The sequence below is a fragment of the Nocardioides terrigena genome, from assembly GCF_003047265.1.
GTDB classification, from domain to species: domain Bacteria; phylum Actinomycetota; class Actinomycetes; order Propionibacteriales; family Nocardioidaceae; genus Nocardioides; species Nocardioides terrigena.
The window spans coordinates 246,161-270,364 of record NZ_PZYY01000006.1; the positions used below are offsets into that span (position 1 = coordinate 246,161).

The following is a 24,204-nucleotide window of genomic DNA, read 5'->3' on the forward strand; positions in this document are numbered from 1 at the left end:
GAAGTCCGGCGCGGATGGGCCGTTGCAACAGCCCACCCGCGCGGCAGTCACCGCGGGAGCGGTGACTCCTGCAGGGGAGTCCTCAAAAGGCCGGATACTGATCGGTCACTTCTCCACCGCGCCCCGAATCTCGGGCAGCAGTGACCTCACCTCTGAGACAGTCTCGCGACGACGACTCCGTGAGTGGGCCGTCGGGTCCGGAGCCCCAGGATGTACACCCGAGTGGCGATCGTGAATCGTGGCGAGGCAGAGATGAGGCTGATCCACGCCGTCCGCGACCTCAACCCGCAGGGCGGTGAGGACCCAGCGGTGCACCGATCCGTGCGATCGCGCTGCACACCGACGAGGAACGTACGGCGATGTTCGCGCGGGAGGCCGACGAAGCCTTTGCGCTGGGCTCTGCCTCGGCTCGCCCCTACATCGACCTGGCGGTCCTCGCGCTGGGACTCGATGACCCACTCACGTCGCCTCGATGGCACGGCCACGGGAGGGGAGTCTTAGTACCATCGGACACCTGTCGAACGTCGGATCGCGACACTAGCTTGCTGACATGCGAACACTCAGAGCCCTCACCGTTCTCGTAGCTTCGGGTATGGCCGCCACCGTCATCACCGCTCCGGCTCTCGGAGCCGTCCCAGCAGGCTGCGCGCCAGACGCGTGGGAGCCCGACGGCGACTTCGACTTCTCCGCGAGCATTGCCGCGCCGGTGACGGTCGGCGGCACGGTGACGCGGGCGATCTGCCAAGCACCGAACCCGTTCCCGCGCACCAGTGCGGGCCGGGACTACGACTTCTTCAGGTTCACCGCGACGGGCGGGAAGACCTATACCGGGGAGATCGCCGCCGCGGGCCCAGCGCTCGGCCTCGGTGTGCAAGGGGGTCTCCAGATCGGCGGCCTCTACCGGGTGAACCCCGACGGCTCCGGTACGTCGATCAACAGCGTGACGATGGCCAACAGCTTTGAGCGGTTCACGACTGACGTGCTACCTGCCGGCGAGTACGGGTTCCTGACGTACACCGCCGACAACCAGGTCTATCCCGGCAACATCCTCGACATCAGGACGGTCTCTGGCGCGGACGGCGCCTACACCGTCAAGGTCTTGGAATCCGCAGTCGCCGTGCCGACGGTCGCGGCGGTCACCCTGCGGTCGACCTCGGTGAAGTACGGGTCGACTGTCGCGGGCACCATCACCATGAGTGGTCCTGCCCCGGAGGGGGGCATGTTCCTCTTCAGCGAGTCGAGCTCGCGTCTGACTGCCAATCCCAGCTCCGCCTACCTTGCCGAAGGCGCCAGCAGTGTGGGCTTCGCGGTCACCACGACCCGTCAGCGCCCGAGCCGCAACACCCGGGTGACCATCTCCTACAACACGACAACAGGCACACCGAAGTCGGTCGTCCTGACCGTTACGCGCTAGCAACCTTTCGCTGCGATTCGGGCGCGGCGGCACCTGATCGGCCGACGAGAACGGCCCTTGGCCTACGTTTGGGCAGGTCAAGGGCCGTTGTCGTGATCCACGAGATCCTAGATGTCGTAGTACTGACTGACTGACCCATGCTGACCTGCGCAAACGTCGGAGTTGAGGAACTATTTGTACCACGCTTGTAACGAGTCATGACCTGGACGCAGCCCCGCGGAGTGGGCATTGCTAGCCAACTCTGCCGCTTATTGGAGTCCCTGGGCGAATCGCCCCCTGTGACGTCGCCAGGCACAACGCCCTTCAACACCTCCGACGCCAAGCGGCTTGATACAGGGCCGCTGATGCCCGATAGCTTTCGCTCGGAGACGACAGGGTCTGCGAGGGGTCACAAGGTCACGTGAGACAGCACAGCGACCGGCCGCGGACAATGAGCGACAAGGCCGCCGGGCGGGGAACTCACAGCGCTCAAGGCTGACCCGGCAAACGTGGCGACCCGGTCGCAGGCTGGGTGACGTGCGCTCGTGTGCGGCTGGTGCCGCCCGCGATGCTTCAGGCATTCAGGGAAGGTCAGAGGCGTAGCGGACGGATCGGGGCGAAGACCAACGAGGGGTCGGCGAGCCATTCCTCGGTCGGGATCACGTCGACGTAGAGCTCGATCTCGTGCCCATCGGGGTCGGCGATGTAGAGCGAGTGGGTGATCGTGTGGTCGCTGGCGCCCTTGATGTCTACTCCGTGCTCGGTGAGGTGGTGCACGACCTCGCGCAGCTCGTCGTCGCTGTCGCCGACTTTCAGGCCGAAGTGGTACAGGCCCAGCCGGGGTCCCGGGGGCATCGCCGCCGCGGCGGAGCCCACCTCGATGAGCAACAGCTCGTGGTGAGTACGGCCGGAGGAGAACGCCGCCGCGGGGACCGGCAGTGGCACCTCCCCGCGGACCTCATCCCAGCCGAGCACGTCTCGGTAGAACCGCCGTGAGCGCTCCAGGTCCCGGACGTAGAGCACCAGGTGGCCAAGCTCGTGGATGCGCATGATGGTCGACTCCGATCTTCGTTCGGGCTGGGCCTAAGCCAGCTTCGTTCGGCTGGGCGCGGGCCCGACCGGCCCGGATGCCGGGCACACCGGTCCTCTGTCATGATGACCGGTCAGGCCGGGGCGTTCCGCGCGTACTCAAAGGACGCGGTCACGATCTGGCAGACCACCTCTGCCTCCTCCTCGTCGCGGGGTGCGTAGACCATCACGGCACCGGAGGTGATCAGGCCGCGGCGGGCGACCGGGTGCAGCTCTGCCCAGCCTGCCTGGATCAGGCCGGAAGCAACATCGGGCGGTACTACCAGGTGCAGGGACTGGTCCGGTGCGGGGTGCAGGTGGGCGAACTCGGTGCCGATCATGAAGGCCTCGGGTGGCCCATGCGCGGCCTCCGGCGGCAGGGTCAGGGCGCGGGCTCCCGGCACCGAGATCATGCTGGGGCGCCAGACCACCCCCGGCAACTGAGCGAGCCGCTTCTCCAGGAGGCTGCGCGGCCGATCGTCGTGAGGCTGTTGGTCGAGCTGGGTGTGCGGATTGCTCGGCGTGGTGCGCGGCCTGACACCGCCTCGAGCGGGGAGGTCGGCCAGGTCTGCCAGCGAGCCGGTCACGGCGTGAGCACCGAGCCGGGCACCAGCGGGTCGAGCTCGTCGCCCGGGGAGGCGAAGAAGGCGAACAGGGCAAGCGCGGCGCCCGTGGGGGACAGCTCCTTGAAAGACTGGGTCTGCTCGTTCACCTTGCTCGCAGGGTCGGTCTCGCGCCAGAAGTCGTGCATCAGCGACGCTGTCGGCACCAGGAAGCCGACCAGCAGTAGGGCCCCCAGGTCGGGCCAGACACCGACGGCCACCATGAGGCCACCAAGAATGATGACCGCGCCGGAGATGTCCACCATCAGCCCGGCTGCCGGAACACAGTTGCTGACCGCGTAGCCGGCCATCATCTCGCGCTGGCTGAAGTGAGCTATCCCGGCGCCCAGGAACAGCAGCGCGACAAGGATCCGGACGATGAGAACCAGAACGTCCATGAGAGCTCCCTGGTGTCCAGTCCTTACTTACTCTTTGTAAGTGACTCTAGGATTACCATTCCGGGAACGGCATGGCAAGGGTTCTGGGAGCCGGCGCGACGAAAGGGGGTTGGAGAGCGTGGACGAGAGGGAGAACTACTGTCCGGTCTTTCACCGCGCGGTCGAGCTGATTGGGCGGCGCTGGAACGGCCCGATCATCCGCGCACTGCTCGACGGAGCAGAGCGCTTTGGTGAGATTCGCTCGAGAATTCCGGGGCTCACGGACCGGCTGCTCGCCCAACGGCTTCGCGAGCTGGAGCGCGAGGGTGTGGTGCAGCGTGTCACGGCGGCCGCTGGACCTGTGCCGCGCTACATGCTGACGCCCAAGGGCCAGTCGCTGACGCCGGTGATCGAGTCCATAGCCCAGTGGGCTGCCACGTGGGGTGGCCTCCCGGATCCGCACCACATGGCGATCAGGCTCGACAGTCAGAGGGAGAATTGATGGTCAACTTGTCTGGACCATGGGCGCGTTGACGGGACTTCGCGCTGGCACGGACGGTGAACACGACGCCTGCAGGTGTGGCTCCCGCCGGCGTGTCGTATCGCGGGCTCGCTCACACCGGATTGCCCATGAGTGTTCAACGGACCTTGCCGAGCGCTGTTGAACAGCCCGCTGAAGGGAATGGGTTCGCTGGTCGTAAGTGCCCGGGAGTCGACGCGTTTCGCCAGTTCGCGAAGTGATGGAAGTACGGAAGACCGCGCTCTGGCAGATCCAGGCCCTTCTCCGGCCTAGTTCGCTACCCCCAAGGACCATTCGGTATGACCACGGCGTCACTGCGGTCGCGCGTCATCGTCTGGACCTCACTTTTGCGCTGACCACTCGGCGAAGGAGCGCGTTGCGTCGGCTGAGCCCTGAATCCCGATGTCCGCAGCCTGGCGCCTTCCGAAAGCGTGCAGGACGAGCTCGAGGGGCGCGCCCGAGAGGACGACTCCGCTCGAGTGCTTACCGATCGCGGTGAGCGCGCTGTCGTCCGGTTCGAGCCGGACAGCGACGGGCGCCTTCCGGTAGGCCCTCGTGAGGATCGGCCTTGCACGGCGCCAGAGCTCCCGGACCTCCTCCTCGTGGAGCGTGCGACGCGGCACCGGACCGGATCCGCGGCGCAGGTCCTCGTGGTGGACGACGTACTCGAGGAGATTCAAGGTCTCATCGAACCGACCCATCAACGAGTGTCGGGATGGTCCTGCCTCCAACGTGTCGACCAGGGCGGCATATCCGTGGGGGCTGCCGGCCTTGGTGACCAGCGACCGCATGAAGCGCTCCTCGCCCGGCGAGTTGGTGGTCACCTGGTCCCAGATGTTGCGCAGGATCGCGTGCTCGCGCTGGACCACATGTGCGAGTAGGTGTCGCGTCGTCCACCCGTCACAGAGCGTCGGCGCATCGGGATCTGCATCGCGGAAACTAGCTGCGAAGGAGCGGCGTTCCTTCGCGACCCAGGTCATGTCACTTCCCACCCTTCACCATTGTGTCGATGGATGCTGACCAGCCAGACGTTCCTAAGGCGCCGTCTTCCGTGGCCCGTTGTCGAGGGGGGCGAGCGCTTGGTTGCCTCCCCTCGACACTTGCGGTCATTGCCGTTCCCGGGTGAAGTGATCGATGCCCACCGCGACGAAAACCGCCGTTGATGTTCCTACTACGGACCCATCAGGCCCGGCGATGCTGGCGACGAGGAACAACTTGCGCCCCTCGTGGCGCTGCACTTGTGCCTGCAGTCGGTAGGAGATGCCGATCATCACTGGAGCTCGATACTCGACCGTCAACTGGCGCGTGACGGCTGGTGTCCCGACGAGGTAGAGCAGGAATCCGTAAAGGTCGTCGATGACCGTGGCGACTGCGCCGCCGTGGGCGATGCCGGGAGCGCCGACATGCCGGTTGTCGAAGGTGTGGTCGGCCACGACGCCGTCGCCATGGCGGCGAACCTGGAGGTGATGGCCGTGCGGGTTGTCGGGTCCGCAGCCAAGGCACTCCTCGTGGTGGGGCGGCAGGTCGACTCCTTCCCGGTGCGGGCGGAACTTCTCAGCCCACGTGGCAAGCATCGATGGCAGGTCAGTCATGGGATGGACGGCCTCTCAGGAGTTGGGCCCAGGCGGCGAGGACCTGTTCTTGGCGGTGGCCTGGGTGGGAGGTGAGCAGGCCGCTGACCCCCCTGCCGAGGAGGAGGTCGAGGGTGAGTCGGATCTTGACCGGGTCGTCGGTAAGGTAGGTGCGACAGATCCGCGCAAGCTCGTCGTTGACGCGCTCCTCGGCTGGGATCAACTGGGCTCGCAGATCGGGATGTGAGCGGGCGGCCACCCACAGTTCCAGGGTGGCGGCGTACAGCGGGCCCGAAAGCGCCTCTGCCAGCAGCCCGAGCGCAGCCTCTTGCGGCTCGATCCGACTCCGAGGCCGCTTCGCCCCTTGAGTCGTGGCCGGGGACAGGTCGGCCAACGCCTCGCGCACCCGCCGCAGGCGCTTCTGCGCCAGATGCTCAACCGCCGCGACCACCAGCTGGTCTCGGGTCCCGAAGTGGTGCAGCTGTGCGCCTCGTGACAAGCCGGCCTTCTCGGCCACCGCGGCACTGGTGGTGCCGGTGTAGCCCAGCTCGACCAGGCACGCCACGGTGGCCTCCAGCAGCACGCGACGAGTGGCTGCGGAGCGTTCCTCCTGTCGCCTGGCTTGGGTGGGCACACTGAGACCTTACATGCATGCGCGAATGTATGTAAGACGGGTATGGATCGCCGCTCTGCACGGTGATAGCGCGTTCGCGAGGCAGGTGAGGCCATGGTGAGAGTTCTTACGGACTATCCGCATCGGATGGCGGGCCACTGCGGCGCGGGCGGGTTGCGTGACCCCTCATGGAGTGGGCCGGATTCTGCTGGGACGAGTCGCCCTAGCGGTCGCTAACGACGTGAGCGGCGCGGCCCCACCCTAGGTACACCTAGGGTGGGGCTGGATTCAGCGGTCGTTGCCGGCGTCGGATTGGTGCCCGGTGTCATCCCTCCATCGCGTGGTCCAGTCCAAGATCGCGTGGAGCGCGGGCACGAGCGCCTGCGCCGCCTCGGTCGGGGCATAGCCGACCAGGCCCGATTCCGTGGTGGTGTGACGCTCGAGGAGTCCCTCGGCCTCGAGCCGGCGCAGCCGGTCGCACAGCAGCCGATCCGAGACGCCAGGAACGGCGACGCGGATGTCGCTGAACCGCCGAGATCCCGAGAGCACTGCGAGCAGGATGCTGCCCGTCCATCTGCCACCGATAAGCTCCAGCGCTTGCTGCAGGCCGAGGCAGTGGCCGGGCGGCCATTGTCCGGAGGTGCCGCTCTGCTCGGTCACCCGTCCATCATGACGTTTCGGTTCGTCGCGAGGAACCTTTCGGTCGGACAACCACGCTCGCTGGAGTCATGTCGCGGCCACGACGGACACATCCCAGAGTACTTACGAGAAGTACTTACTATTCGTACATCTCTGATCTAGGATGGAGGAGTTGGGGCAGGCGGCCGTCGTCATGCTCCGCACCCGGCGTGGAAGGTCTGGTGGCTGACCGTGGACGTAGTCGTGTTGGTGGGGCGCCTCCTGTTCGCCATGTTGTTCTTGATGTCGGGATTCGGGCACCTGACCCAGACCAAGATGATGGCTCAGTACACCGCCTCTCGCGGGGTTCCCCAGGCGCTCGCCCCGGCAGCGGTCTTCGGGACGGGGCTGCTGATCGTGGCCGGCGCACTGATGGTCCTGCTGGGCGCCTGGGGCGACCTGGGCGCCCTGTTCCTGGTGGTCTTCCTGGTTCCCACGGCCGTGATCATGCACGGCCCCTGGGGCGTCGAAGATCCTCAGCAGCGGATGATGGAACAGACCCAGTTCCTCAAGGACCTGGCGCTGGCCGGGGCGGCGCTGATGGTGCTGGTCCTGTTCGGCTGGGCCGGCCCGGACCTGGGCCTCACCCTGACCGGCCCGCTGTTCGACCTCGACTGAGCCCGCCGTTGCACCACGACCCGACCGAAGCGCCCGGACCGGAGGGAGTCGTCGATGACTGGGCTGCGAGTCGGTGACCTTGCCCCGGACTTCGAACTGTCCGACCAGCATGAGACTCCGGTCCGGTTGAGTCGGCTGCTCGCGGCCGGGCCGGTGGTGTTGTTCTTCTACCCGTTGGCGATGAGTCGAGGCTGCACCGCGGAAAGCTGCCATTTCCGTGACCTGGCTGCGGAGTTCGAGGCGGCCGGTGCGACCAGGGTCGGGATCAGCCGCGACTCCGTGGCTCGTCAGCGTCAGTTCGACGCCGAGCATGAGTTGGGGTACCGGTTGCTCTCCGACGCCGACGGGACCGTGGCTTCCGCCTACGGTGCGCAGCGGAATCTTCCCGGGTTGCCGCCGCGGCGGAGCACCTTCGTGATTGGCTCCGACCAGCGCGTGCGGGGGGTGGTTCGTAGTGAGCTGCGGATGGAGGCCCATGCGGACGAGGCGCTGCGCATCCTCGCAGCCGACGGGGGCGCGGACGCCGGGGGGACCGGGCCTGCCTAGCGACGGTGGGGTGGTTTCCCCGGGGGCGGGGGGTTCTCGGGCCGCGGGCCGTCTTCCTCGTTGGTGAGATGTGCGTCGGGGTCGACCGAGGTCTCGAACGCGGCGGCGAGATCCTCGCCGGAGCTGTGTCCTCGGGTCTCTCGCAACGGGGTTTCGCGCAGGAACAGCAGGATGACGAAGCCGAGGATCGCGAACGGTACGGCGGCGAGGAAGGTGGTCTGCAGCGCCTCGGCGAACCCGGTGGTGACCGCGAGATGGATGGGCTCGGGCAGCGCCGCGATCTGTTCGGGGCTGCCCTGGGTGGCCGACCCGGCGGGCATCTGGTCGGCGCTCACCCCGGCCGCCTTCAGCTGCGCGGGGATGGTGTCGCGGAGCCGGTGGGTGAGGAGTGCGCCGAAGACGGCGACTCCCATCGCGCCGCCCAGGGATCGGAAGAAGGTGGCTCCGGAGGTGGCGACGCCGAGGTCGGCATGGGGCACCGCATTCTGGGTCGCCAGCACGAGGACCTGCATCACCATGCCGATGCCGGCGCCGGTGATGAACATGAAAACGCCGGCCAGCCACAGCGAGGTGTCCACTGACAGTCGGCTCATCAGCGTCAGGCCGACGGCGGCGACCAGCAGGCCGACGACGGGGAAGATCTTGTAGCGGCCGGTGCGGGTGATCAGCCGCCCCGATCCGATGGAGGTGGCCAGCAGGCCGACCATCAGCGGAAGGGTCAGCAGGCCGGAGGCGGTGGGGGACTCACCCTTGACGATCTGCAGGTACTGCGGCAAGAAGATGATGGCGCCGAACATGGCGACCCCGACGACGAAGCCGGCCAGACTGGTGATGACGAAGGTGTGGTTGGCGAACAGCCGCGGCGGCATGATCGGTTCGGCCGCCCGGCGCTCCTGCCAGACCGTGAGCGCCAGCATGACCAGCGCCACCGCGGTCAACCCGTAGGTCCAGGCCGAGTTCCAGGCGAACTCCTTGCCGCCGAGCGAGAGCATCAGCAGCAGCGCGCTGATCCCGGCGACGATGAAGAACGCCCCCAGCCAGTCGATGGCGTGCCGGCGGCGTGGGAACGGCAGCTTCAGCACCCGTTCGGTCACCACCAGGGCCACGATGCCGATGGGGATCCCGACCCAGAAGGTCCACCGCCACGAGAGGTGCTCGACCAGGAAGCCACCCAGCAGGGGCCCGGCGACGGTGGCCAGGCCGAAGACCGAGCCGATGTAGCCCTGGTAGCGGCCGCGTTCGCGGGGACTGACGACGTCGCCGATGATCGCCTGGGACAGTGCCATCAGCCCGCCCACGCCGAGTCCCATGACGGCTCGGGACCCCACCAGCTGCCCCATGTTCTGGGCGAACCCGGCGGCGAGTGAGGAGACCAGGAAGATCCCGATCGCGGACTGGAACATGATCTTGCGGCCGTACAGGTCCGACAGCTTGCCCCAGATGGGAGTGGATGCGGTCGAGGTCAACAGGGTGGCCGAGACGACCCAGGCCAGCTGGTCCTGACCGCCGAGCTCGCCGACGATGGTGGGCAGCGCGGTGGCCACGATCGTCTGGGACAGGGCGGCGACCAGCATGCCGAGCATGAGCCCGACCAGGACAGTGAGGATCTGCCGGTGCGTCAGCTCCGGCATCACCTGCTCGCCGGGTGCCCCGGGGGCACCGGCTCCGGGGGAGGATGCCGTACTCATCGCTGGCCCCCTTCCGCGGTGTGCGGATCCCCGGTCAGATGCTCGTCGAGGCCGGCGTTGAACGCCGCCAGCAGGGACGCGAAGCGCGCCAGATCCTCGGGCGACCACGACCGCAGCAGCTCCCGGACGACGCCGCGTCGTTCCGCCCGCGTCGTCGTCAACACGCCTCGGCCGTGCTCGGTGAGCCGCAGCCGGAGAGCGCGCCGGTCATCGGCGTCCGGTTCGCGCGTGACAAGGCCGGCCTGCTCCAGGGCCGCGACCTGTCGGCTGATCGTCGAGGCGTCTAGGTGGAAGTGCGCTGCGAGCTCACTAGACCGCAGTGGGCCGGTGTCATGGAGCCACGCGAGGATCCCGTAGGCGGCCCTTTCCACGACCTGCTCTGTCGGGCCGCCGCGCAAGTGCACCTTCTGGGCACGACGCACCAAAAGAGTCAGTTCTTGCTCGATGGACTCCACCGAGGTCAGGTCGGTCTCCGATCCAACTGATTGCATGTACCAACCATAACGGCTTGGGCGACGGCGAGCGCACCCGTGATGTCTCGCGTGGCCAGAGCCGGAGCGGCGCCGGGATAAGCGCTACTGCTCCGGGTGCGGCGGCTCAGCAGTTCCACCCGCCGCAGATCGCAAGTGGGCGATGTTTGGGGACAGCCGGACGCCAGTCAGGAGATGTCGCCGACCAAGTAGCGCTGCAACGTGGGAGCAAGCGCGGCCACCAGCTCGTCCTGGCTGGCCGAGGTCAGATCCTCGAGGCCCACGACGTGGGCAGCCAAGGCGAGGCCAAGGATCTGCGACATCACGAGCGCGGCGCGCAATGGTGCCTGCGCGACCCCGAGCTGGGACACGGCCGGTTCCAGCAGCTCAGTGGTGAACTTCTCGCCGACCATGCGAGCGGTGTCGGCTTCGACCGCCGCGGTGCGGATGGTTCCGAGGATGCGCTCTCGTCGGTCCGTCTCATCGAGTGCCTCGATCACGAGTCTTGCCAAGCGCTCGCCGAGGAGCCTCTGGTCCCCGTCCAGGAGCCGAGCCATGAGCGCGGACGAATCAGAAGAAGGGTTGACGACTTCGTCGAACAGCTCTCGTTTCGAGCCGAAGAAGTACGCTACGAGGGCGGCATCCACGCCGGCCTGTGCTGCGACCGCCCTCAGCGTGACGCGATCGTAGCCTCCAGCGGCGAACTGCTCGCGGGCTGCCCGAGCTATCTCCTCGCGTGTCGAACTGTGCCCCGGCCGGCGCCCTGGTCGTCCTGGGACCGGGCTCACGGCCGCCGCTCCCACGGCCGCCGTTCCACCAGAAGGTTGCTCCATACCCCACCTGCCTAGCCTTTCCGTCCAAAGGTCGCCGTTGAAGGACTGGCGGCTCGGAGAGCGGACGCGACACGCCGTGGCGTGGCACTCCTCATGAAGCCCAGCCTGTGCGTCGCTGGTCAGCGACCGCGTCACCGCCTCGAGGCCGGTGCCGTCATCCTGACAGTGTCGGACGATGGTGCTCAAAGGGCAACCAGGCTGAATACGTGGTCCCCCCGACATCGGGGCAACGACGACTCAAAGCGGAGCGACCCGCTGGGTGCGCCGACTCTTGGTGGTCTTCCGAACTCGCTCAGCCAGACACGGCAACGCCCGGCGACAACGCCATCGGTATCGGTGTCGGTATCCAACAGCATGCCTTGCAGGGGAGGCGCAGCGCCGTGGGCGGCTGGACCCTCCGCATCTACCCTTTTCCTCCTATGTATTTCGGCGTAGGCTGGCGCCGACCGCTACCTACGGGCGATCGCGATCCCCGGGTTCGGCCGCCACGGCTGGAGGTGGGTGAGGTGAGATACGGGAATCCGTACGGGCTGGCATGGCAACAGCTGGGGAACGCCGTGTGGGATGTCTTGGCAGTCGTGTGGTGGACGCTGGTAGCTGGCAGCGTCGCGTTCGGTGCATGCTGGTGCATGGGGCAGTTCATGTATACGGAGTGGGTTCGCGACCATCCTGCGCCCCGCCTCCGGTTCTTTGCCGAACGCAGGCTGCGTCGAGACATCGCCCGCGGGCTGGGCGACCTTGAGGAGTACCTCCGCGAACGCGATCCAGCGCAGCTCGACGACGGGCCTGCCCGTTCCGCCCGGTCCCGGACCTGGAGGCGCCGGGGCTGGCACCGACCTTGAAACAGACCCCGACAGCCCGAACGCTTCCAGGATCTGCGGTTTGCAGGCGGTTCTCTGACGGCTGCCCCAAGTCCCGGGCCGTTCGATGGCTGGGACCTCGCGGGTCGGACGTGTCTGCGGCGGGACGCCGACGCCAGCACGCTGGATTGCGGCCAATCTGCTCGGGGTGGCTGGAGTGCCCGGGGAAACCGCACGGGGGGCGGGATTGGTCCGGTGGGGGGAGCTGGACACGTAGCAGCTCAGGTGACGTGGAGGTCGCATGCTCCGGCCGCGTCCGGACGCCCGGCGTCGGCGACCGCGCCAGACACGGGCATTCCCGGGTGCGGGGACGATATCGGCGGCCCGGCACAGGCCCCGGGGGGCCGCGATCGGTATCCCAACCGGGACAGCCGGATGGGCCTGGCGCGATGAGCGATGCTGAGCAGATGATGCCGAGCCGCTGGCAGGACGAGAGCGAGGGGCTGCTTCGCGTGGTCGAGCGCATTGCCCTGATCCTGAACGAGGCCGGGATCCCACGGATGCCCGCCAGGGTGTTGGCCTACATGCTCGCCGACGACGCTGACCGCTACTCCGCCGCCGCGCTCGCGGACGGGGTCCGGGTCAGTCCGGCCGCAATCTCGGGGGCCGTGCGGTATCTCACCGCGACACGGATGGTGGTCAAGGAGAGGGAACCCGGGAGGAGGGCCGAGTTCTACCGGGTCTGTGAGGGCGACGTGTGCGGCATGATCGTGGCCGCCTGGATCCCGGTTCTCCAGCAGTGGGAGTCCGTGGTGGAGTCCGCGGCCGTCGAGCTCGGCGCGAACGGCGGTGGCCACCGATTGGCCGAGGCGACGGAGTTCATCGCGTTCCTGCGCGGCGAGACGGAGGGCATGCTCGGGCGCTGGGTCGAGTACCGCCGAGATCCTGGATGAGCGATCCTCGGTGATCGAGGCGCCAAAGGTTGGCGGTCGATCGCGTTCGGGCCCTGCCGGCGGTCCGGGTCGGTGTGGTGGGGCCTCCAGGACGCGCCCCCGACGTTCGTCTCTGGACGCTACGGTTCCTCAGTTGCGGACCTCGATGTTTTGTCGGTCGGTGGCCTCGGCCTGCTGGTTGAGCATGGTCAGCAGCTTGTCGCCCTCGATGTCGAGGTCGGGCAGCAGGCGGTCGAGCCAGCGGGGCAGCCACCATGCTCGCTCGTCGAAGACGGCCATGAGAGCCGGGACGAGCGTCAGCCGGACGATGAAGGCGTCGATGAGGATGCCGGCGGCGAGGGCGAAGCCGATCTGCTTGATCATGATGTCGTGGCTGAAGATGAAGCCGGAGAACACCGCGACCATGATGATCGCGGCGGCGACCACGACGCGGCTGGCCTGGTCGAAGCCATGCACGACGCTCTGGCGGGCTGGCTGGCCGTGGATGTGTGCCTCGCGCATGGAGGAGACCAGGAAGACCTCGTAGTCCATGGCGAGCCCGTAGAGGATGCCGGTCACGATGATCGGCATGAAGCTCATCAGCGGGCCGCCGGTGTCGAACCCGAAGAGGCTGCTGAGCCAGCCCCACTGGAAGACGGCGGTGGTGGCACCGAAGGTGGCCAGGATGCTGAGCAGGAAGCCGGCGGTGGCCTTGAGCGGGACGACGATCGAGCGGAAGACCAGCATCAGGATCAGGACGGAAAGGACGATGATGATGCCGAGGTAGAGCGGTAGGACGTCGGCGAGCTTGTCGGACATGTCGATGCCGATGGCGGTGAACCCGGTGACGCCGAGCTGCACATCATTGGTCTGGGCGATGGCGTTGTCGGGCTCGCGCAGCGACTTCACGAGGTCGCTGGTGGCCTCGTCGCTGGGGCCGGAAGTGGGGATGACGCTGAACACGGCCAGGTCGCCGGCCTCGTTGACGCCGACCGGGGCGGCCAGCACGATGTCGTCTCGGCCCTGGAACTCGGCGAGGAGCTTGGCGGTCAGCTCGGGTGTGACGCGGTCTGTGGAGCCGGTGGGCTCTGCGGTGACCAGGAGGGGGCCGTTGAATCCCTCACCGAAGCCCTGGGAGACGGCCTCGTAACTCTGCCGTGCGGCGGTGTCCTGGTTCGCGGTCTCGCCGGTTGGAATGCCCAGGTTCATGCTGGCCGCGGGGATCGCCATCACGCCCAGGATCGTGACCACGCCGGCGATGACGGGCCACCTGAACCTGATCACGCCCTTGACCCAGTGGTCGGCGACGCTGTGGGACTCCGCCTCCACCTTGGCGCGGCGTTGGGCTCGGGCCTTGTTGGAGCAGATCCGCTCCCCGACCAGCCCCAACAGGGCGGGCAGCAGAGTCAGGGCGATGAGCACGGCCAAGGCGACCGTGGACGCCGCGACGAGTGCCATCGTGGACAGCATGGCGATGCCGATCACCGTCAAAGCGGTCAGCGCGATGAGGACGGTCAGGCCGGCGAAGAACACAGCACTGCCCGCAGTGCCGACCGCTCTGCCCGCTGCCTCCTGCGCGCTGAGTCCCCGATCGAGAATCAACCGTCGCTGCCGGTTGACGACGAACAGCGCATAGTCGATGCCGACGGCGAGACCGACCATGAGGCCGAGGACGGGGGTGGCGGAGTTCATCTCGACGACCGTGGAGAGCGCGTACGCCCCGCCCACGCCGATGCCGACGCCGACCAGCGCGGTGATCAGGGGCAGACCGGCCGCGATCAGCGAACCCAGGGTGAGCACCAGCACGAGAGCGGCGACGGCGAGACCGATCACCTCACCAATACCGACCGGGATCTCGATGGCCTTGAGCGAGTCGCTTGGGAGCACGGTGATCCCGGTTCCCTGCTCGGCACGCTCCACCACCTCGACCACCGAGGTGACGTCGTCATCGGTCAACGAGGTCGAGGCGACTGTGAACTGGAACTGGAACAGCGCGACCTGCCCGTCCGAGGACACCAACACGCCCGGCACCGGGGCCCCGTCCACCACCAGCGGCTGGTAGGGAGGCGCCTGCCCCTGCTCCGACCCGGCTGAGGGATCGGCCGGTGCACCTTCCTGATCAGTGCCCGGTCCGCCCTGCTCCCCGGCACCCAGAGCGGCGTCCAGGGGGTTCACGACCTTCTCGAGGTCATAGACGTCGCTGACGGTGCCGCTGATCACCGCAAGACGCTCCGGCGTGTCGAGGCGCTCACCGTCCGGCACAGTGAACACGACGCTGGCCTGGCCCCCCGACGCCGCGGGAAGCTCATCGGCCACGCGGTCGAGCACGGTCTGGGCCTCGGTGCCCTCGATCTTCATCTCGGAGCTGACGTTCACCCCGTTGATGGCCACGGCACCGACGACCGCGGCGAGGACCGCCACCCAACCGGCAATGAACAGCCACGGCCGGCCGAATGCGGTTCGTCCGAGCCGGTACAAGAATGTGGACATGGGTTCTGGGTCTCCTTGAGGGGCGGGCGGCGGTGGCTAGAGGCCGTGGCGCAGGTAGTCGAAGGTGAGATCGAGGAACGAGGCGTAGTCCATCGATGCGGGGGTGGCGTCGTTCTCGCCGTCCAGGTGCACGTCGAGAGTTCCCTCCAAGGCGGCCATCACGGCGCCGTAGACGGCGCCGAACAGCAGCGGCACGTAGATGGCGGGGTACCGGTCCCCGGCTACGGATCCCAAGAGCTCTTGGGCGGTGTGACGCATGCGTTGCTGAACGCTGAGGACGTAGGGCTCGAGGGTTGGGTACTGCCGTGCCATGGCCATCAGCTCGCGCATCCTCACCAAGGTGTCCGCGGTGAACTGATCCCTCATGACGGACAACAGGGCATCGAGCAGTGGCAGGTCTTCTGGCAGGTCGGCGAGGATCGCGCTGGCGTCGTCGACACCCCCGAACGCGACCGCGGCGACGGCCTCCTCCTTGCAGGAGAAGTGGTTCGCGAAGGTGCGCCGGGAGTAGCCCGCCCGCTCCACGACGTCCGCAGTGACAAACCCGAACAACCCGCGCTCACGGGTCAGCTCGAAGGCCGCCTCAGCCAGCGCCTGTGCCGTCGCCTCCCGCTTGAGGTCCCGCAACCCACGATCCACTCCCTCAGTATGACCGGGCCTGCCCAATGAGCAACATTGCCCAGTGAGCACGCAGACATTCGCCTGACGCCTTGCTGAGCGGTAGCCGCCGGCGGCGGCCGGTAGCGTGGCGGCACACGCGACTGCCGATCCGCCTTCGACGGCCGATCCTGTCAGTCAGCGGCATCGACCTAGGGGAGCGCGTATGGGTGCTGATGGCGAAGCGGTCGGCGTCGACCGCGCACGGAACCAGACGACGACCGATGACGGGCAACAGTTCGCCGATGCGGTGCTGGCCCTGCTCGCAGTCGCTCGAAGGACCAGGGGCCGACTTCAGCCGCTTTTCGACGACGTCACCGTGCCACAGCTGGTGCTGCTGGACGCCGTGCAGGCTTGCGGTCGCGAGGGCATCGCCGCCATCTCGGCATACACGCTGCTGAGCCAACCCACGGTCACCCAACAGGCCGCCGGGCTGGAAGCGGCCGGCCTGCTGCGCCGCATCCCAGCCGCGGACGATCGACGCCGACGCGTACTCACGCTCACCGAACGCGGGGAGCAACTCCTCGCCGCCAAGCGCGGCCTGGTTGCCGACCGGTTGGCGGTGGCCTGGACATCCCTCACCGCCGAGGAGCAGTCGATCGCGGTCCCGCTGCTGCGTCACATCATTGATCTTGTCTCGGAACTTGCCTGAGTCACGATACCCGTTTCATTGTCGGTGATGTCCACCCAGCCATGGTGAACTAGACGGTATGCCTGACCGCTCGGTCTGAGTGGTTGCGGGCCGGGGCCTCACTCACAGATTCGTGGGTTACCGAGCAGGGGCCGCCTGCTCGGCCTATCCGACAGTTGTGGGAGGCCCCGGTGTTTACAGAGCGTACGAGTGTTGGGCTCGACGTGCACGCACGATCGGTCGCGGCAGCGGCGATCGATGGCGTGACGGGCGAGTTGGTCCAAGCGAAGCTGACTCCCTCGCACGAACACGTCAGATCCTGGATCCAGAACCTGTCCGGACCGGTGGCCGTGGCCTATGAGGCCGGGCCGACTGGGTTCGGGCTGTCGCGGTCGCTGAACGCCGCGGGGATCCGGTGTGAGGTGGTGGCGCCGTCAAAGTTGCAACGGCCGACTGGTGATCGGGTCAAGACCGACGCCAAGGATGCGGTTCACCTGGCCAGGTTGTTGCGTCTGGACGAGTTCACAGCGGTAGCGGTGCCGACCATCGAGCAGGAGTCGGCACGGGATCTGGTCCGTGCGCGTGAGGACGCGCGTGGTGACCTGATGAGGGCCCGGCACAGGCTGTCGAAGCTGCTGCTGCGGCAAGGGTTCGTGTACTCCGGCGGGCAGGCCTGGACCGGCATCCACGACCAGTGGTTGCGTCAGACCGGGCGCGAGCTCGGGTCCGCGGCAACCAGGATGACCTTCGAGTCCGACTACGACGCCGTGTTGTCGGTCAAGGCCCGACGAGACCGGCTCGACGACGCGATCGCCCAGATGGCCGCTGACTGCGAGTTCACCCCGGTGGTCCACCGCCTGGGATGCCTACGAGGGGTCGGTACCTTGACGGGGTTCGCGTTGGCTGTCGAGGTCGGCGACTGGGACCGGTTCACCGGCAAGACCATCGGCTCCTTCGTCGGGCTGGTCCCATCGGAGCATTCCTCGGGCGTGTCGCGGGTGCAGGGTTCGATCACCAAGACCGGGAACACGCACCTGCGTCGACTTCTGGTCGAGTCGGCCTGGCACCACCGGCCGGTCCATCGGGTCGGGAAGACCATGCGGGACCGGTGGGAGCTGGCAGGACCCGCTGCCCGAGCCCGCGGTGACGAGGGCAACCGGCGACTGCACCACCGGTGGAACACCATGAGGGCCAGGCACAAGCGACACACGGTCGCGAACGTCGCGATCGCCCGCGAGCTGGCCGGCTGGTGCTGGTCACTGGCCGTGCTCGAGGAGTAAACCCCACTCCCTGATCTGCTTCGTCGACCACGCGGTGGCAGCAGCGCGAGGAGCGACCCGCGAAACAGCTATGAGCAACCGACCCCCCACGGGCCGGCGACGCTCGACACTAGACACGCGATCCGCTCCAGCCGAACAGCCCGTCCTGCGGTAACCAACCCGCGCATATCAGCCTGACCGCGCGTCGAACGACACGCTCAGACACCAGCCACGGACGACGAAGCACGAGGCGCCCGCCCCAACAACCGGGACGGGCGCCTCACCCTGCCCATTGACAGGAACGGCCTACATATCGGCTGGGCAACAGCGACGTGTCAGTTGCACGAAGTTCCAGCACCGGACGACGACGACGAGCGGGCGTTGCTCGGGCCTGGCGAGGCCGTCGTGCTCATGGCTGGCTTTGTCCTTGCTCGTGCGGGTTCGGGGTCAGCTGGTTGTCGAGGTCGGCGTTGAAGGCGGCCAGCAGGACGCGAATTTCGCCGGATCCGCCCGGCGACCAGGACTGCAGCACCTCGCGGACGACGCCGCGTCGGTCCGCCCTAGTGGTGGCCAATTCGCGCTGGCCGTGCCAGGTGAGCCGCAGTCGGCATGCGTGTCGATCCTGGGCGTCGGGCGTAGTCAGAGCTGTCGACAGATGCAGAGGTGCCAAAGGAGTCCACGGGGTCACGTTGCTCGCGCTGTGTTGCGTCAGGTGTCCGGGCCACCCCTCAAGTTCGACCGCCGGGGTCATGAGGTCAGGAGGGCGCAGGGACTCAGATAGGGGTCGCCAAGAGCTCGGCGAGGTTCCGGTCGACCTGTTCGACGTACGCCGGCTCGAAGCCGAACAGTCCGAGATGGCCGGCGATCGACGGCAGCACACGCAGCTCGCTCCCTGGCGTGAGCTGTTGCTCGGCTGCGCAGTCGGCGACAGGGAAGAACATGTCGTTGTCGATCGGCATCACGAGGGTCTTAGCGGTGATTCTGCCCAGGGCCTCTGCGAGATCACCGCCAGTGTTTCGCGCGACGTCGCCACGCTGCCACTTCCAACCCATGGCGAGCAGCGCGTTGGGGTCCATAAGCTGGAACAGCGCGCGGATGAAACCGGCTTGGAATGTCGTGAAATCATCGGTCGTCTCGCCGTTAAGCATCGGGATGTCTTTCCAGAATCCTGACTTCCAGAATTCCGTCGAGAGCCCCATGACAGCCCAGATGTCGGCGTGACGGCCCAGACCAGCCTGCACCTGGAGGTGGGTGGCGTAGTCGCCGGCTGCGAAACCGGGGTCGCTGGTAATGGCATCGAGCAGCGTTTGGGTGAACAGGAAGTCGTGCGGGGTGTTCTGTGCGGTGCCGGCAATGGGGGCTGCCCGGAGCACTTTGTGGGGAAAGCGCACGGCCCACTCCCACGTCTGCTGGGCGCCCATCGAACCGCCGACGACCAGCGCCAGCTTCTCGATGTCGAACACCTCTCGCAGTAGTTGCTCCTGCGCACGCACGTCGTCGCTGATACGCACGTTCGGGAACTTCGACATGGCGATCGACGGGTCGTCGGTGTTGTGGGGCGAAGTCGATAGGCCGTTGCCGATCTGGTTCACCACGATGATGAAGTACTTCTCGGGGTCGAGTGCGTGCCCTTCACCGATGTAGATCTGGTCCCAGGTCTGGTGGGTGCCCGAGAACCACGTCGGGATGAGGATCGCGTTGCTCCTGTCGGCGTTCAGCGTGCCGCGTGTGGCGACCGCGAGTCGCAACTCCGGGATCACCCCCCCTTCTTCCAAGTCGAAGCGACCGATGGAGTGCATCTCGTACTGCCCTTGCGCCTCCGGGGAGTAGAAGGGGTTCTCGATCGACATGGTCGTCCTCCTTGAGGGCTTGGTGACGTTCGTGACCAGCCTGCACCGGTCCACCTTCGCCGAACGTGTCTCGCTATGAGACGCCGTGGCGAGCTAACCCGGCAACCAGGACTCGAGGTCCAAGACGATGAAAGGTGCGCGACCAGCGAGAAACTACCGAGCGCTCCGCCCTTCGTGGACAGGTCGAGGCGGTGTCTCCCAATGAGACAACCTGACCGCGATCAACGCAGCAATCATCTTGGGCCATAGCCGAACCGGCAACGAGAGGAACCGCCCGTGAGCACCGAAGAACGTGACGTCTTGATCGTCGGCGCTGGATTCGCCGGCCTGTACCAGCTGAACGAGCTGCGCAAGCGGGGGCACAACGTGCACGCCGTGGAGTCTGCCGCAGGGCTGGGCGGCGTGTGGTATTGGAACTGCTACCCCGGCGCCCGCGTGGACACCTGGGGCCCTATGTACCAGTTCTCCGATCCAGAGCTGTGGCGTGACTGGAACTTCTCGGAGCTGTACCCCGACTGGTCAGAGGTCCGCGCCTACTTCCAGCACGTTGACAACAAGTTGAACTTGTCGAACGACATCAGCTACAACACCCGGATCACCGCGGCCCGATTCGACGAGGACTCGCGGCGCTGGATGGTGACCGCCGAGAGTTCCGAGACCGACGAGATCCGCGAGATCTCCACGCGCTACCTGCTGATGTGCACGGGCTTCGGCTCGAAGCCTTACATCCCCGAGATCCCCGGCCTGGAGTCCTTCGCAGGCATCGCGCACCACACCGCGCGCTGGCCGCAGGAAGGAGTGGACCTCACCGGCAAGCGCATTGCCGTGATCGGCACCGGTGCCTCCGGGGTGCAGGTGGCGCAGGAGTCCGCCCCCGTGGCCGCCCAGGTCACGGTCTTCCAGCGCACCCCGATGATCGCCCTACCGATGTGTCAGCGCCAGATCTCCGAGGAGGAGAACGCCAAGGAGAAGGCGACCTACGCCGATCGGATGGCGAAGCGCAACACCACCTTCGCCGGGTTCGATTTCGACTTCCTCGACAAGGGCGTGCCCGACGTGACCACCGAGGCGCGGGACGCCGAGTTCGAGCGGATGTGGGAGATCGGCGGCTTCGTGCCGTGGCTGGGGAACTTCAACGACATCTTCTTCAACGAAGACAGCAACCGCGCCTTCTACGACTTCTGGCGGGACAAGACCCGCCAGCGCATCAACAACAAGGAGCTGTGGGAGGACCTGGCCCCGACTGATCCGCCGCACCCGTTCGGGGTGAAGCGACCCTCGTTGGAGCAGCGCTACTACGACATCTACAACCAGGACAACGTCGACTTGGTCAACCTCCGCAAGAACCCGATCGACCACGTCACCGCCAAGGGCATCGTGACCTCCGACGGGGTGGAGCACGCGTTCGACATCATCGCCCTGGCCACCGGTTTCGACGCCGTCACTGGCGGCATCACCGCCGTCGACATCCGCAATGGCCAAGGACAGTCGGTCGCAGATTCGTGGGCCGACGGTGCTCACACGGCACTGGGGGCCGCGACCGCGGGATTCCCCAACCTGCTGTTCGTCTACGGCCCCCAGAGCCCATCCGGCTTCTGCAATGGTCCGACCGCAGCCGAGGCACAGGGCGACTGGATCGTCGGATTCGTCGACCACCTCCTCACGAGCGACGTGACCCGCATCGAGCCAACCGGCGAGGCCGAGCAGACATGGCAGCAGAAGATCGACGCAGTCTGCGAGCTGGCGCTGTTCGATCGGGCCGCCTCGTGGTACATGGCCGCGAACATCCCCGGCAAAAAGGTGCAGATGCTGATGTGGCCGGCCGGCCTGCCCGCCTACCTCGACGAGGTCAACACCTCCGCAGCCAACGGATACCCGGAGTTCGTCAAGGCCTGATCCACGCGCGGGTGAAGCCGTCACCGGCGGCTTCACCCCGCATCTCCGGGCACCATCCAGGGATCTTGGCCTCGCCATGGACCGACCACCGGATTTGCCGACCATCCACACAAGGAGCCGCACCGTGCAGAGCCTGATGATGGATGCGCCGCTACAGATCAAGACAATGCTGTGGCGCGCTGAACACCTCTACGGGCACAAGGAGGTCATCGCCCGCACCGACGACGGCTTCGACACGTTCACTCTCGCCGAGCTTGGTCGCCGGGCCCGCAGGTTGTCGAATGTGCTGACCGACCTCGGGGTCAGGCGCGGCGACCGGGTGGGGACGCTGGCTTGGAACACCGCCGAACACCTGGTGTCCTACTACGCCGTGCCCTGTATGGGCGCCGTGCTGCACACCATCAACACCCGACTGTCCGACGAGCAGATCGCCTACATCATCGCGCATGCCGAGGACACCGTCCTGCTCGTGAGCAAGGACCAGCTTCCGCTGCTCGAGCGGCTCCGGGACCGGCTGGCAAACGTCCGGGCCATCATCCAGCTCAATGGCGTAGTCCCAACAGAGGGCACGCTACCCGTGCCGGTGCACTCCTACGCCGACCTGATGGCCGCAGCTCCCGAGGCGTACGAGTATCCGGACCTCGACGAGAACACGGCGGCCTCGATGTGCTACACCTCCGGCACCACAGGCGATCCGAAGGGTGTGGTGTACAGCCACCGCAGCACCGTGCTCCATGCACTGGGGCTGTGCACTACCGGCACGATCGGTGTGAGCGAGGCCGAGCGGTACATGCTCGTCACCCCGCTCTCGCACGTGAACTCCTGGGGCATGCCGTTCGCCTGTGTCCTGCAGGGGGCCACCATCGTGCTGCCCGGCGATCATCCGGTGGACACTGACTACCTCGCCATTATCGACCACGCGAAGCCGACCGTCCTGGTCGGCGCGGTGACTGTCGGCATGCTGGTCCGCCGCGCTCTAGAGCAGTATCCCGGGAAGTACGACATCTCGTCGCTGCACACGTTGTGGCTCGGCGGTCAGGCGCCACCGATCGGGGAGATGAAGTGGTGGAAGCAGCACCACGACATTCACGTCACCCAGGCCTGGGGGATGACCGAGGCCTCACCGGTCCTCACCTTCTGCGGCCTGACCACCGCAAACCAGCACCTGGATGACGAGGCCCGCTTCGAGATCTTCGGTTCGCAAGGGCAGCCACTGCCCTTGGTTGAGTTGAAGCTGGTCGACGACGACGAGCGGGAGGTGCCGTGGGACGGGACGACGCCGGGCGAGGTCCTCGTCCGCGCGCCGTGGGTGATCCGCGACTACTACGACGATCCTCGTTCCGCCGCCAGCTTCATGGACGGGTGGTTCCGCACCGGTGACATCGCCACGATGACGTCCGACGGCTACCTCACCATCGTCGACCGTGCCAAGGACCTGATCAAGAGCGGCGGCGAATGGATCTCGTCGGTGGCACTGGAGAACGCGCTGATCGGTCACCCGAAGATCGTCGAGGCCTCGGTGATCAGCGCGCCGGACCCGAAGTGGATCGAACGACCTGTCGCCTTCATCGTCGTGGCCGAGGAGGTCTCCGTCGATGAACTCAAGGCCCATCTGAAGGAGCGATTCCCATCGTTCTGGGTCCCAGACCGGTTCGAAGTCATCGACGAACTGCCCAAGACGAGCGTCGGGAAGTTCGACAAGAAGCTGCTCCGCAGCGAGTTCCTGTGAACCGCAGCCCCACCCCTAACACAGACCAGACATTCGGAATCAAGGAGAAAGACATGCCCACCGACCACAAGTTCAACGAGCTCAGCAGCGGCCACGGATTCCTGGAGTCACCGCGCTATCACGACGAAAGGCTCTACCTCAGCGACTTCTTCAACACCCGGGTCATCGTCATGGACGCCAAGGACGGCAGCTGGGAGAAGATCGCAGACGTGCCCACGTCGCCCTCCGGCTTGGGCTTCCTCGCTGACGGCTCGATGCTGATCGTGTCGCAGCACGACCACAAGCTGCTCCGCCGCGCGGCCGACGGCACGACCACCGTCCACGCCGACCTGGCCGCCTTCTGCGGCGGTGACGCCAACGACATGCGGGTAGTCGACGGGCACGCCTACATCGGCAACTTCGGGTTCGACCTGGCCGGCGGCGCAGAGCCGCGCCCCACCAACCTGATCCACGTCACCCCCAACGGCGAGGTCTCAACCGCGCCCGGCGACGTGCTCTTCCCCAACGGCGCGGAACTGCACCCCGACGGCAAGACCTTCTTGCTCTCGGAGACCTTCGCTCACAAGATCTCCGCCTACGATCGACAGCCCGACGGCACCCTGATCAACTACCGGACCTGGGCGGAACTTCCCGAAACCCACAGCCCGGACGGCATGACCGTCGACTCCGACGGCGGCGTGTGGTACGGCAACGCGTTGACCGAAGGCCCCGAGAGCGGCTTCTACCGGGTCGAGGAGGGCGGGAAGATCACCGACCAGATCCTCGTCCCGGACGCCTGGGCTGTCGCCGCCACCTTCGGCGGACCTGACAACGACGTGCTGTACCTGATCACCAACGCCACCACCCTGCCCGACTTCGCGGAAGGCAAGTCCGCCGGATACGTCCGCACCGCAAGCGTCGGGCGACGCGGCGCCAACTGAGCCACCCGCCGTCCATCTATGTGACAGCTGTCCGCTCGACGGAGCCCGAGAAGGCTCCGCAGT

Annotated in this window: 24 protein-coding genes; 10 read left to right on the forward strand and 14 right to left on the reverse strand. The window is 66.9% G+C overall.

The window, feature by feature from the left end; all coding sequences use genetic code 11:
* Positions 1-592: 592 nt before the first annotated feature.
* Positions 593-1,414 (forward strand): hypothetical protein, encoded by an 822-nt coding sequence (locus DAE25_RS14910; RefSeq protein WP_107766945.1) that lies wholly within the window; start codon positions 593-595, stop codon positions 1,412-1,414.
* Between the two features lie 570 nt (positions 1,415-1,984).
* Here DAE25_RS14910 and DAE25_RS14915 read toward each other — a convergent pair.
* The 3 genes from DAE25_RS14915 to DAE25_RS14925 all read right to left on the reverse strand — a co-directional run bounded on the left by DAE25_RS14915 (position 1,985) and on the right by DAE25_RS14925 (position 3,461).
* On the reverse strand, positions 1,985-2,443 hold the full coding sequence (locus DAE25_RS14915; RefSeq protein WP_107766946.1) for a VOC family protein: 459 nt from the start codon (positions 2,441-2,443) through the stop codon (positions 1,985-1,987).
* A 113-nt stretch (positions 2,444-2,556) separates the two neighbouring features.
* Positions 2,557-3,048: a luciferase domain-containing protein gene (locus DAE25_RS14920; RefSeq protein WP_199907605.1), complete on the reverse strand. Its 492-nt coding sequence runs from the start codon at positions 3,046-3,048 to the stop codon at positions 2,557-2,559.
* Entirely contained in the window at positions 3,045-3,461 is a 417-nt protein-coding gene (locus DAE25_RS14925) for a DoxX family protein (protein WP_056888938.1), read from the reverse strand. Before DAE25_RS14925 ends, DAE25_RS14920 begins: the two co-directional genes overlap by 4 nt.
* A 118-nt stretch (positions 3,462-3,579) precedes the next feature.
* On the opposite strand from DAE25_RS14925, the gene DAE25_RS14930 reads away from it, so the two are divergent.
* On the forward strand, positions 3,580-3,942 hold the full coding sequence (locus DAE25_RS14930) for a winged helix-turn-helix transcriptional regulator (protein WP_107767085.1): 363 nt from the start codon (positions 3,580-3,582) through the stop codon (positions 3,940-3,942).
* Between the two features lie 359 nt (positions 3,943-4,301).
* Here the strand turns inward: DAE25_RS14930 and DAE25_RS14935 are convergent, their stop codons facing one another.
* From DAE25_RS14935 to DAE25_RS14950, 4 genes are all read right to left on the reverse strand, one after another.
* Entirely contained in the window at positions 4,302-4,940 is a 639-nt protein-coding gene (locus DAE25_RS14935) for a maleylpyruvate isomerase family mycothiol-dependent enzyme (protein ID WP_107766947.1), read from the reverse strand.
* A 126-nt stretch (positions 4,941-5,066) separates the two neighbouring features.
* Positions 5,067-5,552 carry a PaaI family thioesterase gene (locus DAE25_RS14940; RefSeq protein ID WP_107766948.1) on the reverse strand — a complete coding sequence of 162 codons (486 nt, stop codon included), beginning with the start codon at positions 5,550-5,552 and terminating at the stop codon, positions 5,067-5,069.
* On the reverse strand, positions 5,545-6,114 hold the full coding sequence (locus DAE25_RS14945; RefSeq protein WP_159083747.1) for a TetR/AcrR family transcriptional regulator: 570 nt from the start codon (positions 6,112-6,114) through the stop codon (positions 5,545-5,547). Before DAE25_RS14945 ends, DAE25_RS14940 begins: the two co-directional genes overlap by 8 nt.
* A gap of 318 nt (positions 6,115-6,432) precedes the next feature.
* Entirely contained in the window at positions 6,433-6,804 is a 372-nt protein-coding gene (locus DAE25_RS14950) for a winged helix-turn-helix transcriptional regulator (RefSeq protein WP_199907606.1), read from the reverse strand.
* Between the two features lie 228 nt (positions 6,805-7,032).
* Between DAE25_RS14950 and DAE25_RS14955 the strand changes: the two genes are divergently transcribed.
* Both DAE25_RS14955 and DAE25_RS14960 read left to right on the forward strand, forming a co-directional pair.
* Positions 7,033-7,440 carry a DoxX family protein gene (locus DAE25_RS14955; RefSeq protein ID WP_267895264.1) on the forward strand — a complete coding sequence of 136 codons (408 nt, stop codon included), beginning with the start codon at positions 7,033-7,035 and terminating at the stop codon, positions 7,438-7,440.
* 54 nt (positions 7,441-7,494) lie between these two features.
* Positions 7,495-7,986: a peroxiredoxin gene (locus DAE25_RS14960; protein ID WP_107766951.1), complete on the forward strand. Its 492-nt coding sequence runs from the start codon at positions 7,495-7,497 to the stop codon at positions 7,984-7,986.
* On the opposite strand, the gene DAE25_RS14965 is transcribed toward DAE25_RS14960, so the two are convergent.
* The 3 genes from DAE25_RS14965 to DAE25_RS23965 all read right to left on the reverse strand — a co-directional run bounded on the left by DAE25_RS14965 (position 7,983) and on the right by DAE25_RS23965 (position 11,199).
* Positions 7,983-9,674 (reverse strand): MDR family MFS transporter, encoded by a 1,692-nt coding sequence (locus DAE25_RS14965; protein WP_107766952.1) that lies wholly within the window; start codon positions 9,672-9,674, stop codon positions 7,983-7,985. The two genes, DAE25_RS14960 and DAE25_RS14965, sit on opposite strands and share 4 nt — an antisense overlap.
* Positions 9,671-10,165, reverse strand: a complete 495-nt coding sequence (locus DAE25_RS14970; protein WP_107766953.1) for a MarR family winged helix-turn-helix transcriptional regulator — start codon at positions 10,163-10,165, stop codon at positions 9,671-9,673. Before DAE25_RS14970 ends, DAE25_RS14965 begins: the two co-directional genes overlap by 4 nt.
* A 167-nt stretch (positions 10,166-10,332) precedes the next feature.
* Positions 10,333-11,199: a TetR/AcrR family transcriptional regulator gene (locus tag DAE25_RS23965; protein ID WP_107766954.1), complete on the reverse strand. Its 867-nt coding sequence runs from the start codon at positions 11,197-11,199 to the stop codon at positions 10,333-10,335.
* Positions 11,200-12,226: 1,027 nt separating this feature from the next.
* Here DAE25_RS23965 and DAE25_RS14980 point away from each other — a divergent pair.
* Positions 12,227-12,730: a GbsR/MarR family transcriptional regulator gene (locus DAE25_RS14980; RefSeq protein ID WP_199907607.1), complete on the forward strand. Its 504-nt coding sequence runs from the start codon at positions 12,227-12,229 to the stop codon at positions 12,728-12,730.
* Positions 12,731-12,859: 129 nt separating this feature from the next.
* Here the strand turns inward: DAE25_RS14980 and DAE25_RS14985 are convergent, their stop codons facing one another.
* The gene (locus DAE25_RS14985) at positions 12,860-15,199 is read right to left on the reverse strand and encodes an MMPL family transporter (protein WP_107766955.1); all 2,340 of its coding nucleotides are present in this window, start codon (positions 15,197-15,199) and stop codon (positions 12,860-12,862) included.
* Positions 15,200-15,235: 36 nt separating this feature from the next.
* Positions 15,236-15,826, reverse strand: a complete 591-nt coding sequence (locus tag DAE25_RS14990) for a TetR/AcrR family transcriptional regulator (protein WP_199907608.1) — start codon at positions 15,824-15,826, stop codon at positions 15,236-15,238.
* A 196-nt stretch (positions 15,827-16,022) separates the two neighbouring features.
* On the opposite strand from DAE25_RS14990, the gene DAE25_RS14995 reads away from it, so the two are divergent.
* Positions 16,023-16,508 (forward strand): MarR family winged helix-turn-helix transcriptional regulator, encoded by a 486-nt coding sequence (locus DAE25_RS14995; RefSeq protein ID WP_107766957.1) that lies wholly within the window; start codon positions 16,023-16,025, stop codon positions 16,506-16,508.
* A 203-nt stretch (positions 16,509-16,711) separates the two neighbouring features.
* A complete protein-coding gene (locus DAE25_RS15000; RefSeq protein ID WP_199907609.1) occupies positions 16,712-17,767 on the forward strand; it encodes an IS110 family RNA-guided transposase in 1,056 nt (351 codons plus the stop codon).
* Positions 17,768-18,155: 388 nt separating this feature from the next.
* Here DAE25_RS15000 and DAE25_RS23195 read toward each other — a convergent pair whose 3' ends face one another.
* Together DAE25_RS23195 and DAE25_RS15005 are read right to left on the reverse strand one after the other, a co-directional pair.
* Positions 18,156-18,497 carry a hypothetical protein gene (locus tag DAE25_RS23195; protein WP_159083749.1) on the reverse strand — a complete coding sequence of 114 codons (342 nt, stop codon included), beginning with the start codon at positions 18,495-18,497 and terminating at the stop codon, positions 18,156-18,158.
* A 22-nt stretch (positions 18,498-18,519) separates the two neighbouring features.
* Positions 18,520-19,596 (reverse strand): alpha/beta fold hydrolase, encoded by a 1,077-nt coding sequence (locus tag DAE25_RS15005; protein ID WP_107766959.1) that lies wholly within the window; start codon positions 19,594-19,596, stop codon positions 18,520-18,522.
* A 276-nt stretch (positions 19,597-19,872) separates the two neighbouring features.
* Between DAE25_RS15005 and DAE25_RS15010 the strand changes: the two genes are divergently transcribed.
* From DAE25_RS15010 to DAE25_RS15020, 3 genes are all read left to right on the forward strand, one after another.
* Positions 19,873-21,492, forward strand: a complete 1,620-nt coding sequence (locus tag DAE25_RS15010) for a flavin-containing monooxygenase (RefSeq protein ID WP_107766960.1) — start codon at positions 19,873-19,875, stop codon at positions 21,490-21,492.
* A gap of 124 nt (positions 21,493-21,616) precedes the next feature.
* A complete protein-coding gene (locus tag DAE25_RS15015) occupies positions 21,617-23,221 on the forward strand; it encodes a long-chain fatty acid--CoA ligase (RefSeq protein ID WP_199907610.1) in 1,605 nt (534 codons plus the stop codon).
* Between the two features lie 53 nt (positions 23,222-23,274).
* The gene (locus tag DAE25_RS15020; protein WP_107766961.1) at positions 23,275-24,141 is read left to right on the forward strand and encodes an SMP-30/gluconolactonase/LRE family protein; all 867 of its coding nucleotides are present in this window, start codon (positions 23,275-23,277) and stop codon (positions 24,139-24,141) included.
* Positions 24,142-24,204 lie beyond the last annotated feature (63 nt).